Raw genomic sequence first — 12162 nt, 5'->3', positions numbered from 1 at the left:
CCTGATCTCTATCCTGGGAGGCATGTCTATCTCCGTTCGCCCTACAGTATCCCGCCGTATTTTTGTCCAGGGTTCCGTACTGACTGTTGCCGGTGCCGCCGTGATGGGGTTGAGCGCCTGCTCCACTTCGGGGTCGAAGAATCAGCCGGAGCCGCTGGGCTACGACGGCGAGCCGCGCGCCCTGCCCATCCCGCCCGTGGAGGAGGGGGAGGTCATCGACGGCACGCGCGTGTTCAAGCTCACCGCCCAGGACGGCTACTCGGAGATCCTCCCCGGCAACGACCGCACGCGGACGTGGGGCTTCAACGGCGCCTTCTTGGGCCCCACTTTGCGGGCTCGGCGGGGCGAGAAAGTCCGCGCGGAAATCACCAACGACCTCATTGAGATGACCACGGTGCACTGGCACGGCATGAAGCTGCCGGCCTATTCGGATGGCGGCCCGCACTCGCCGATTGAGGTGGGCAAGACATGGAAACCTGAATGGGAGATCATCCAGCCCGCGGCCACGCTGTGGTATCACCCGCACCCGCACATGGCCACGGCCACGCATGCCTACCGCGGGTTGGCGGGCATGTTCCTCATCGATGACGATGTGGCCGATGACCTGGACCTGCCGCAGGACTACGGTGTGGACGACATCCCGGTAGTCATCATGGATGCCAAGTTCACCGACGATGGCCAGATTGATGAAAAGAGCGATAACACTCTGGGCCTTCTGGGCACCACACCTCTGGTCAACGGCATCACCAATGCGCGCTTCGACGCCACCACGCGCCGGGTCCGCTTGCGCCTGCTCAACGGTGCTTCGATGCGCTTCTACACGCTGGAGCTCAGCAACGGTCCCTTCCACGTCATCGCCACGGACACGGGGCTTCTCGACGCCCCCGTGGAAACCGATACCCTCTTCCTCGGCCCCGGCGAGCGCGCCGAAATCATCGTGGACTTGGAGCCCGGCAAGGAGGTCCAGCTGCGCTCGGTGCCGCGCAAGGATAATTTTGGGGTGCCCAAGGACAAGGACGCGGCCGACTTCGGCTTCCAAGATTCCTTCGACCTGCTCACCATTTCCGGGCCGGAAGAGTCCGCGCCGGAAGTCCCCGCCTTGCCGGCAACGCTCGACCCCGCCGCGGCGGAGACCCCGTCCACGGAGGGCCTTGAAGAGCGTGAGTTCGTGCTCAACACCTTCATGATCAACGGTGAGCAGATGGACATGGCCCGGGTGGATACCGTCATCGACCACGACGCCCCGGAGATCTGGACCGTGACCAATGAGAACTCTGACTGGCCGCACAACTTCCACATCCACAACGCCCGCTTCCAGGTTCTTGACTGGGACGGCGATGAGAAGATGAATGTGTTCAATTCTGGGTGGAAGGACATTGTCAACCTTCCGCCGAAGGTCACCGCGCGCCTACTGGTGGAGTTCGGTCACTTCCCGGACAAGACCATCCCGTACATGTATCACTGCCACATGCTGCTGCATGAGGACGAGGGAATGATGGGGCAGTACGTCATGGTCAACAAAGGCGAGAAGCCCGACGTGCGCGTCAAACCCGCCGCCTTAGTCTTCGACCAAACCGCCACCGCGCACTCCGCCCACGCGGGCCAAGTGGTGGACTCCTCCCGCAGCCCCTATGCGACGCCGGAGGCGAAGTCCTAACCGTTCACGATTTTCTCGTAGGCCCGGCCTACTAGCGCCGAGCTGTGCCAGCGGCGGAAGAGGTTGGACGGGCGGTTGCGCATCAAGGTGACCGCGAATTTGCGAGCGTCAGAGATCACTTCTGGTCCAAGGGCGTTGAAGGTTTCCTCTAGTTGGCCGATGGGATAGTAATAAGCCTCAGTTGGCGTGACGTTGTAATCATGGGAAGCGACGAAGTGGTAAGGGGATTTGCTAAACCAAACGGTATCGGATTCTGCTTTCCAATCGCCGCCCTCGCGTGGAAGAAGGTTAAAGAATCCAGTGCCGAGGGTGTAGCCGTCAAGAAAACCCGGGTCTAAGTCAGTTGGATCAGTGATGACACTGCTACGCGGGAAAACAAGAAACTCAAGTATTCCGGTATTGAGGGTTGCATATCGGCCACCAGCGGTTGAAGGATAGTCCGACAACGTCCAGTACGTTTTCTCTGTTTCTGGCGCTACAGGGATGATGTGCTCGAGGGCGAATGCGATGTCTTTGATTACGGCTTGAGAAACTTTTGGGGGTGCTTTCTTCTCCAGCTTTGTTGGCCCCGATGCTTCAGCGCCACGGACAAAAGCTGCGCGATCAAACTGTGATGGTTCCCAATCCCCAAGGATCCAATGTTTTTGATCGGTGACGGTTACGACTAAATCCAGCGGGCTGGGGCCCTCAGAGGCTAATACACCGCTGCGATTTCGGAGTAAGACACCGGCATCGAGTTGGTGTTGGATCATTTGTTTTTCAAGGATGTCCAGCTCCAAAGGCGGTGCGGGCGCAAATGATAGTGCTACGACATCGCCCCAGGATTCATGATGGTTGGAGCCATGCGTGTGGTCCCAGAACCGCTTGACGACGTCGATGGATTGCCCCACGTACTTGGTGCCATCGTCGAACTCGATGACGTAGATTCCGCATCGCTCATTGGCAGGGAAGATGGGTCCGATAGGTGTGTTGGAGTTGAGCTCCAAGCGCTTGAAGTCAAGGGGAGAGGTCATGAGGACAACGTAGACGATGCGTAGACCCAGCGTCCGCAGATTGGGTGTTTCAGATAAAAGAAAGCCCCGCTGACGCGGGGAAGTGATGGTGTTAAGCATCAGAAAGGGCTCATCCCGGCAGCGCCGGGAAGTGAAACGGCCCATTATGAAGCCTACATCGCGTACGTCAAAGAACAATCTTCAAGAACTAATGAACTTTCTAATGCTAGTAATGCTATGCTCGTTGTAAACCACTTCTTATGAAGGATGATCATGGAAAAGACCGCTGCACAGGGGCCGATCTCCAGTCTAATTCCGGCCCGGACACGTGATTTTTGCCTTAAGGCTGATGGCTGGGCGCGCGAACGTAGTCCGCAAGCTCAAAGTTTGTGGGCGAAGTCCGGTGATGGCACAGATTTCTTGTCGCTGCCACAGCATATGGTGGACTCGGCATGTGCAGCCTCATTCCTGTTTAACTCCTGGTTGGCTGGTTCTGTGAAGCGCTATCTTTCAGAAGAGCTGGGGGTCGATGAGTCTGGGGTAGAGGCGCTGTATGTGTGGCTTGCGGGAGCCCACGATGTGGGGAAAGCAGTACGCACGTTCCAGCGCCTACTCCTGGAAAGTGATAAAGCACATCTCGTTCATGCCGTCTTAGATGCAGGTTTAGATATCGACCTCAGTGTCGATGAGGCCAACTTCGACAAGCTTCCGCATGGCGTTGCATCAGGTGAAATCCTCTCGCAATGGTTGTGTGCGCGAGGCGTTCGCCGCCCAAAAGCTTACGCATTGGCCGCAGTAGTTAACGCCCATCACGGCATTGCAAATCAACCTTCTACACGGGTGCGCGACCTCATTGAAGAATACCCCGAGCCGTGGAAGAACGTTCATAAAGAACTACTCGACGCGATGACGGAGCTCTGCGGTGCTGACTCAGTACTTGAGGAGGTATGTTGCGGCCAAAAGCTGCATCAGGGCGCTGCGGAAATTCTCACTGGGCTCGTGGTGATGGCGGACTGGATGGCTTCTAATGAAAACGCGTTCACGCTGTACGTGAGTGGAACGCAGCTGGAACGAGTTGAAGCAGCCGCCGCAGCTATCGACGTAACGATGCCTTGGGAACCTGAAAAAGGGGACTGGCAGGATATTGACGCTCACTTTAGGCGTTCGTTTGACTGGCCGGAGGAGTACTGCGCTCGGCCGGTGCAGCGTGCTGTTGTGGAAGCCGTGCAAAAGCTGGAGGAGCCAACGCTTGTTGTTATTGAAGCCGAAACTGGGGTTGGAAAGACTGAAGCGGCCCTGGCTACCGCGGAAATCCTGGGGGCCGGTGGTGGAGCACAAGGAATCTTCTTCGCGGCGCCGACCATGGCAACGGCCAACGGATTGTTGGAGCGCACGATCGAATGGGCTTCGAACAACAGTATTGACACGGTGAGGAGTATGTACCTTGCTCACTCCAAAAACGTTCTTTCGGAGCCGTACCGGCAGCTGAAATTCTCGCAGATTGGTAAAGACTCCGGGGAAGGTGGAGGAGTCATTGCATCGCAGTGGATGTCTGGACGGCGGCTGGGACTGTTGTCCAATTTCGTTGTAGGTACCGTGGACCAAGTTCTGATGATGTCGTTGCAGCAGCGCTTCCATATGCTTCGGCACGTGGGACTGGCGGGAAAAGTCATCATCTTCGACGAGGTGCACTCCTTCGACGTTTACACCAGCGACTACCTCCAAAGAACTATCGAGTGGCTCGGCTACTACGGCGCCAGCGTCATCCTCATGTCAGCGACGCTTCCGCCAGATAAGAGACGTTCACTGGTGCAGGCGTACTCCCGTGCTCCCTGGCCGGATGAGGACCCTACTGGATATCCACTGCTCACACTTGCAACAAGGGATTCCGTGGAGTTTCATTCGGTGCCGCCTACGCCAACGAACCTAGAAGCGCGCATCGAGTACCTAGACGATGACGTAGAAAAGCTCGTCACCTTTGCGGAGCACTACCTCGACGAAGGCGGGTGTGCACTCATTATTTGTAATACGATTGCTCGCGCGCAAGAGGCATATCGCGTGCTAGAAGGCGTTTATGGCGACGAGGTCCAGCTGCATCATGCCGGCTTCGTTGCATGGGAGCGCGTAGCGAAAGAAGATGCCTTGCGTGAGGAACTCGGACCTGATTCTCGCCGGGGAGGTGGGCGTCCGTGGCGCAAGATAGTGGTCGCAACCCAAGTCGCCGAGCAAAGTCTCGATATTGATGCTGATGTTCTTGTCTCAGATATCGCCCCGATGGATCTCATTATTCAGCGCATCGGACGGTTGCATCGCCATGCGCGTCCAGCCACTGATCGGCCGGAGAAGCTACAACAGCCACGGGTGATGATTCGAGGAATCCTCGAGCGCGAGCTAGTTCCCGAGTTTGATTCGGGAGCTGAGTTTATCTACGGCCAAACCCTGCTTCTATCGACCTACGCGATGCTTCCAGAAGTCTTTCGACGCCCCGACGACATTGAAGGACTTGTCCGAGCAGCCTATGACAAGAGCTTCACACCGCCTGTGGGGTGGGAAGAGGCGTGGGGGAAAGCAAAGGCGCAGAATCTGTTTGTTGAAGATAGCGCGCACTCGAAATCTTCGACGTTCCGATTGCCTAGCCCTTGGCGCCGGACCAGCTACGATGCGCTTTTCTCACAACTCATCAGTGATGACGCAGTATCAGGAGATGAACGCGGTGCGGCTCAAATCCGAGATGCTGAACCCTCGGTGGAAGTAATTCCTATTAGGAGCACCGAGTATGGGTATCAGCCGTGGGGGCTAGAGGAAGAAGCACTTGATGGAGCCGAGTTGTCCTACGATGTCGCGTTCCATTTGGCTTCAAGCACGGTTCGTCTCCCAACACGTATGACGAGGTGGGAATCTGATTTCGAGGCGGTTATCAGCACTTTGGAAGAAGCTACTCCGGCACAATGGCGTTCGCACTTCCTATTGAGGGGACAACTGGCATTACCGCTTGACGAATCTGACACCGCACAGCTTGGGCGGTTTACCGTGACCTACTCCTCCGAGCTGGGTATCGAAATTCTTAGCGATGGAGGAAAGTGAATGTCCGTCGCCATTTGTACTCTGAGGGCACCTCCTCTCAGAGGCCCCTCTACGACTACTAGTAATCCACAACAAGACAAAGAAAGGAGGTGAAAGAAGAATGACTGACACCCCAACGTTTAACCTTCTCGATGAGCCATGGATCAAGTGCATGGATGGTACCAACCAGCCTGTAACTTTGAGCATCCGAGATGTATTTTCGGGTCGAGGTGACGCCTATAAAGTCGTCGGCGACTCACCAACCCAAGACTACGCGGTGCTTCGTGTGTTGCTGGCCATTTTTTGGCGGGCGCACGCTCTAGACCTTATTGGCAACTATGCGGACAGCAGCTGGGAAGACTTCGATTGGCCGGAATGGTTCGATGAGTTGCGTGAGCAGCTTGTGAACGAGAAGTGCGACGACGTGGTCCTTGAATACCTAGATGGCTACGAAGATCGGTTTGATCTTCTTTCACCAAGTGCTCCCTTCATGCAAGTCGCTGACCTGCATACGAAGTCAGGTGCAACCCGACCAGTATCGTTCATTGTTCCGGAAGCTGCTGACGATTTCTTCACCATGCGTACAGCGGAAGGGCGAGAATCGCTTGCCCCTGATGAGGCTGCCAGGTGGCTTATCCATGCGCAGGCATTTGATTACTCCGGAATTAAATCGGGGGCAGTAGGCGACCCTCGAGTTAAACAAGGCAAAGGTTTTCCAATTGGTACGGGTTGGACTGGCCAAACCGGTGGCACGATTGTCTTGGGGACAGGCGGGATTCTTGAGACGCTAATTCTCAATACTCCGCAGTCAGCGGTCTTGGATTCCCAAGAAGGGGGAGCCGTGAGCGTGGATACTCCCGTTTGGGAACGCGAACCCGACACCGCAGCGCAGCGACCAGGATCAAATGATGACATAGGTGCTGTGCCGCACGGTGCGGTCGATCTCGCTACGTGGCAGGCGCGGCGTATCCGTCTCTTTTTCGAAGGCGATCGTGCGGTCCAGGTACTGGTATCCAACGGCGACCGTATTCCAGACGCGGGGAAGAACGTCATGGGTGATCCGATGACTCCCTACCGCTACAGCCCGAATAAGTCGAAGAATGACGTTGATGCGTATTATGCGCGCTCCTATGACCCAACTCGGACAATGTGGCGAGCACTCGATGCACTCATCGCTTTGGAGGATGATCCCGGATTCGATAATGGCAAGAACAAAGCCCCTAAGCGTCCGAGGAATCTTTCCAACTTGGCAGATCTTGAAGCAGATGGGTACTTGGACAAGAATCTCCTAGACATCGCTTTGGTTTCGATGGAATATGGTCCAAAAGAATCTTCCGTAGCCTCGACATTCACCGCTACGATTGGCTTGCCACTCGTAGTTCTGCGTGCTGATGATACGGGCCGGAAGGTGCGCAATGCAGTTCGCACCTCTGCCGAGAAAACCGGAAAAGCAGCTATCAGCCTCGGCTGGTTTGCCGGTCAACTGCTTGTCGCCGCTGGCGGTGACTATGAATTCGGGAGCAGTACTGCAGACCGATTCTATGCTCGCCTTGAGCCGCTCTTCCTAGCGTGGATGGCAGGCTTGAACTCTGACAACGCTGAAACGGGGCAGATTGAATGGCAAAAACAGCTCCGCGAGCAGGTGCTTCGTGACGCTCGCGAACTTCTTCGTGGTGCTGGAACAAAGGCCATCGTTGGCAGGGAAGTCGACGCCGGAGACAGCGGCAAGGGCCGAATAGTTTCAGCCGGCTCGCTTTACCGTCAACTGCATCGAAGGCTGGACAAGGACCTTCCATTGACGGTTTCTCGCACTACCCCGGGCACAGATGCCTCTGGAAACTCACACGAGGATGACTCCGATGACTAACATTCCAACTACCACTGACAATCCGAGCACGTTGACAGGGGTAACCTTGCGCCCAGCAGTGGCTCGGACTGCAAACGACCTACAGTTCGCCATCTTGCGCTCACCAAACCACGCGCAAAGTGCGCAAGCTCGTGCAACGCTTGCGAACCTTCGCAAGTATGCTTCCGCTCCCCTTAACGACCAGCCTCTAGCTCTGGAGGAAGTTCTACTAAGCCTTCACCCGCCGCTCAGCGAGAAAGAACTCGGCAGAGGAAACGCTCCTTCAGCATCGGAGTCTGCAGCATTTCATGCTCTCGTCATGTTTGGTATACACATGCAAAGCGCGACGACTGACGCCCACGTTGAAGGCCAAAGCTTTGCCCGTGCATGCGGCCGTTTCTTTGCACAGAGCGAATCGCAGTCCACAAAACCCCGCTTCGATGCCATGCTCGTTGCACGCGATGAAGCCTCCCGATTGATCCATATCCGCTCGCTTATCGCACTGCTCCGCGGCGCAAAAATTGGCTTTGACTATGGACAATTTGCACAAGACCTCAGAACTCTCAACGCTCGTACTTCTACTCAAGCTGATCAGAATCGTCGACAGGGAGTTCTCTTGAGATGGGGACGTGACTTTGCCACTGGCGCTTTCACTAAGAGCACGAAATCAACTGAATCCTAAACAACCCTCTTCAACAGAAAGGAAAGTTCACCATGTCATTGGTTATTGACATCCACGCACTGCAAACCCTGCCACCATCCCTTATCAATCGCGACGATACGGGTGCACCCAAGTCCGCTGTTTTTGGTGGAGTCCCGCGCCAGCGCGTGTCCTCCCAGTCCTGGAAGCGCGCAATCCGTAGCTACTTTGAAAAGAATGTTGATCCTGAGTCTGTGGGAGACCGCTCGAAGCGCTTGCCGGAGAAGATCGCCAAGCTGGTTGAGAAACACGAAGGCTGGGATGCCGAGCGCGCAATCAAGCAGGTAAGTGACCTCTTCAAGGTCGCAGGAATTTCGACCGAAGTTGATAACAAGCGGATCAAGGAACTAGAAAAGTCCGAGGTCGAGGATAAAGAGGAGCTTATTAAGGAAGCCCGGTATCCACGTACCAAATACCTCATTTTCTTAAGCCCGCAGCAGATTGACCGCGCAGTCCGAGCAATCGTCGCTGCAGACGGAGAGAAGATCAAAAAGACTGAGGCGAAGGAAATTCTCGATACCAAGCACTCGGTTGATATGGCGATGTTTGGTCGCATGATTGCGGATGACGCTGCTTTTAACGTCGATGCCGCAGTGCAGGTCGCCCATGCGCTGGGCATTCACGATAGTGCTCCGGAGTTCGATTACTTCACTGCTGTCGACGATCTGGCAGAAGACGGTGAAGAGACAGGCGCTGGGATGATCGGCACGGTCCAAATGATGTCCTCCACCCTGTACCGGTTTGCCACCGTGAATGTAGCAGGCCTTAAGGAGAATCTTGACTCCGAAGAGAACGCGAAGCAGGCAGCGGTTCAGTTTGTCGACGCCTTCATCAAGTCCATGCCGACCGGCAAGATTAACACTTTTGCCAACCACACGCTGCCCGAGCTGGTCTATGTCACGGTGCGGGATACACGTCCGGTCAGCCTTGTGACGGCGTTCGAGGAGCCGGTCCAAGCCACCGATGACAAGAATTTGCGCATCGCTGGTGCCGAAGCTCTAGCAAAGGAAGAAAAGGAGTTTGAGGAGAACTACGGGCTAAAGCCATTCGCTGCATTCGTGGTTGGCGTAAGCGAAGCGCGAGCACCGTTCGCTGACATTGCTGAGACCGTTACTCTGCCCGAGCTTTCGGAACGTCTCACCGCAGCGTTGGATTCCTCCCAGTCCTAGTGAAGGGAGTCATCTCATGACATCGAGCTTATTACTACTACTCAAAGCCCCCTTGCAGTCTTGGGGCAACGAATCGCGCTATACAACGCGAACAACATCTCAAATTCCATCGAAGTCGGGAGTGCTCGGCATGCTTGCCGCTGCAGAAGGTCGCCGGCGGACCGACGACATTGAGGATCTCGCACGTCTGACGTTCGCTGTGCGAGTTGACCAGTCCGGCAGTTTGCTTCGCGACTACCAGACCGCGCAGAATTGGCAGCGCAATCCTCAAGCATCTGCAAAGTTGATTACACGTTGTTTCCTATCCGATGCTGCTTTTGTTGCTGCGATCGAAGCTGAAGACCGTGAATTGCTCGAAGGCTTGGTAGAAGCACTACACAAACCTGCGTTCCCTATTTTCTTGGGACGGCGGTCATGTCCGGCTCCGCCGAATGTAGTGCAGGGAATCGTAGATAAGCCTGCGGTTGAGGCGCTCCAAGCACACCCTACGTGGCATGCCACAAAGGAGTACATGAAGACCTGCGGGGAGAAGGTCGCCCTGCCGATCTATCGCGACGCGAAGCCAGGTGAAGTAGGTGAGTCGTTGCAGGACGTTCCCGTGTCTTTCGACCCGAGGCACCGTAAGTACTCGTGGCGCACAGTAGTTCAACGCGAAAGCGCCACGGTGGATAACCCCTTGGATGCCTCGCAGCTGCGACCAGACCCATTCATGGAAGCGGTGATGAACGCATGACCACGCTAACTAAAATCCTGATCAACCCACAGCTGCGTCAAGGACGAAAGCTGCTGACGAACCCACATGCTATGCATGCGGCAGTTAGCGCAGCTTTTCCGCCGGACATCGATACCGATGAAGCTCGGTTGTTGTGGCGGATTGATCGCAATAGACACGAGAATGTCCTATACATTGTTGGCCCTGAGAAACCGACAGCTTCGGGAATCGTAGAGCAGGCTGGCTACGACACACGGCCCGCCCAGTCCCTTGATTACACCCGCCTGTTGAGTTCACTGCAGAAGGGGCAACGATGGAGGTTTGAACTGCTAGCAAACCCAACCTTTTCTCAGTCTAACGACGGAAAGCGCGGCAAAGTTAAGGCCCACGTTTCAGTGGAGCACCAGCTTGAGTGGCTTTACTCTCGGGCAGCAAAGGCGGGTTTTGCGCTGGCTCCTCGCACCAACGATTCGGTGTCTGCGGAAGAACGTGCTCGTTGGTCGGTAGAGGACGAAACAGCCATCGTGGAAAGACGCTCCCTCGATTTCCGTAAAGGGGAGAACCGACGTCCTATCCGTATCGTAACGGCCCGCTATCGTGGCACCTTGGAGGTCACCGAGCCTCATCTACTCCGCTCCACACTTACTCACGGCATTGGCCGTGCTCGTGGCTATGGTTGTGGCCTGATGACGCTGGCGGCAGTTTCTTAATGGCTACGCCACGTGAGGTCCCTCTCGCACGCCAGGCATTGGCACGCGTCGGGGACCGCATCAGTTTTCTTTACGCTGAGCGTTGTGTGGTGAACCGTGATGGGAATTCGCTCACGATCCTGGATCAACGGGGGATCGCGCACCTTCCAGCTACCCAAATTGCCGCACTTCTTTTAGGGCCTGGGACAAAAATTACTTACGCGGCTATGGCTTTGCTTGGCGATGCCGGCGTGAGCACCATATGGGTAGGGGAGCGCGGTGTGCGGTACTACGCGCACGGCCGTCCGCCAGCTAAATCAAGCCGCATGGCAGAAATCCAAGCGGAGGTAGTCACCCATCAGCGCAAGCGTTTGAATTGTGCGCGACGCATGTACTCGATGCGGTTTCCTGGCGAAGATGTGTCAAGTCTGACCATGGCACAACTACGCGGCCGGGAAGGCGCGAGGATGAAGAAAGTTTACGAAGCGGAATCGAAACGGACCGGAGTTTATTGGAATCGTCGATCCTACGATCCGAATGACTTCGATTCTTCGGATCCAATCAACCAGGCGCTTACCGCTGCGAGCGCAGCGCTCTATGGTGTAGCACATGCTGTTATCGCTGCGCTAGGTTTCGTTCCAGCGTTAGGAGTTATTCACACGGGAACCGATCGATCCTTTGTTTATGACATCGCAGATTTATACAAGGCAGAGATTTCGATCCCGGCTGCATTCGACACTGTCGCTGCGGCCAAAGGAAAACCATCGACGGAAGTCCGTCGGCGCGTTCGCGATTATGTTGTTTCGCACAGGCTCATGCCGCGCATGGTGAAAGACTTGAAGGCGTTGTTCGACGTGCCTGATGAAGAGCTCGTCAGCGATGTTGAACTCATGTTGTGGAGTGAACTTGAGGTCATTGCTTCGGGAATGAATTGGGCTGAAGAGGAGACACTTTCGTGATCGTTCTCGTAGTAACAGCATGCCCCGCTGGATTACGGGGTGATCTGTCGAAATGGCTTATTGAACTCACACCGGGTGTATTTGTTGGCCGTCCTTCCGCAAGAATCCGTGATTTGTTGTGGGAGCGAACAGTCGAACTATGTAAAGACGGAAGAGCGTTATTGGTCTATTCGGCAGCCAATGAACAAGGCCTTGAGTTTAGAACGCATCGGCACCATTGGCAGCCAACAGATTTCGATGGAGTCACTCTTATGGTCCGCCCTTCTCCTGAACGCAAGACTGTGCAGAGCAGAACTGGTTGGTCGCGAGCGCGACAGATCCGTTCTGCCTATCGGAAGCAGAAAGGGAAATAGAAAGGACTGGGACACAACCTAT

Annotated in this window: 10 protein-coding genes; 9 read left to right on the top strand and 1 reads right to left on the bottom strand. The window is 55.6% G+C overall.

Features of this window, described 5'->3' with window-relative positions; genetic code table 11:
* The first annotated feature begins 22 nt into the window (after nt 1-22).
* A complete protein-coding gene (locus FME68_RS04565; RefSeq protein ID WP_158396344.1) occupies nt 23-1657 on the top strand; it encodes a multicopper oxidase family protein in 1635 nt (544 codons plus the stop codon).
* Here the strand turns inward: FME68_RS04565 and FME68_RS13185 are convergent.
* The gene (locus tag FME68_RS13185; protein WP_230308888.1) at nt 1654-2769 is read right to left on the bottom strand and encodes a GIY-YIG nuclease family protein; all 1116 of its coding nucleotides are present in this window, start codon (nt 2767-2769) and stop codon (nt 1654-1656) included. The genes FME68_RS04565 and FME68_RS13185 overlap by 4 nt on opposite strands.
* 153 nt (nt 2770-2922) lie before the next feature.
* Between FME68_RS13185 and cas3 the strand changes: the two genes are divergently transcribed.
* The 8 genes from cas3 (at nt 2923) to cas2e (ending at nt 12140) form a co-directional block, all read left to right on the top strand.
* Nucleotides 2923-5733, top strand: a complete 2811-nt coding sequence (cas3, locus tag FME68_RS04550) for a CRISPR-associated helicase Cas3' (protein WP_158396342.1) — start codon at nt 2923-2925, stop codon at nt 5731-5733.
* Nucleotides 5734-5833: 100 nt separating this feature from the next.
* Nucleotides 5834-7579 (top strand): type I-E CRISPR-associated protein Cse1/CasA, encoded by a 1746-nt coding sequence (casA, locus tag FME68_RS04545; RefSeq protein WP_158396340.1) that lies wholly within the window; start codon nt 5834-5836, stop codon nt 7577-7579.
* Complete coding sequence (gene casB, locus FME68_RS04540; RefSeq protein ID WP_158396338.1) at nt 7572-8240, top strand: type I-E CRISPR-associated protein Cse2/CasB; 669 nt, start codon at nt 7572-7574, stop codon at nt 8238-8240. Before casA ends, casB begins: the two co-directional genes overlap by 8 nt.
* Nucleotides 8241-8272: 32 nt before the next feature.
* Entirely contained in the window at nt 8273-9427 is a 1155-nt protein-coding gene (gene cas7e, locus FME68_RS04535) for a type I-E CRISPR-associated protein Cas7/Cse4/CasC (protein WP_158396336.1), read from the top strand.
* A 16-nt stretch (nt 9428-9443) separates the two neighbouring features.
* Nucleotides 9444-10160, top strand: a complete 717-nt coding sequence (gene cas5e / locus FME68_RS04530) for a type I-E CRISPR-associated protein Cas5/CasD (protein WP_158396334.1) — start codon at nt 9444-9446, stop codon at nt 10158-10160.
* Nucleotides 10157-10849 carry a type I-E CRISPR-associated protein Cas6/Cse3/CasE gene (cas6e, locus tag FME68_RS04525; RefSeq protein ID WP_158396332.1) on the top strand — a complete coding sequence of 231 codons (693 nt, stop codon included), beginning with the start codon at nt 10157-10159 and terminating at the stop codon, nt 10847-10849. Before cas5e ends, cas6e begins: the two co-directional genes overlap by 4 nt.
* The gene (cas1e, locus tag FME68_RS04520) at nt 10849-11787 is read left to right on the top strand and encodes a type I-E CRISPR-associated endonuclease Cas1e (RefSeq protein ID WP_158396330.1); all 939 of its coding nucleotides are present in this window, start codon (nt 10849-10851) and stop codon (nt 11785-11787) included. Before cas6e ends, cas1e begins: the two co-directional genes overlap by 1 nt.
* Nucleotides 11784-12140 carry a type I-E CRISPR-associated endoribonuclease Cas2e gene (gene cas2e, locus FME68_RS04515; RefSeq protein WP_328287709.1) on the top strand — a complete coding sequence of 119 codons (357 nt, stop codon included), beginning with the start codon at nt 11784-11786 and terminating at the stop codon, nt 12138-12140. The genes cas1e and cas2e overlap by 4 nt, the downstream gene beginning before the upstream one ends.
* The last annotated feature ends 22 nt before the right edge of the window (nt 12141-12162 follow it).

It is taken from the genome of Corynebacterium hiratae, from assembly GCF_009708045.1.
GTDB classification, from domain to species: domain Bacteria; phylum Actinomycetota; class Actinomycetes; order Mycobacteriales; family Mycobacteriaceae; genus Corynebacterium; species Corynebacterium hiratae.
Note: the sequence above shows the minus strand (reverse complement) of the source record. Positions and strands in the feature narration are given on the sequence as shown.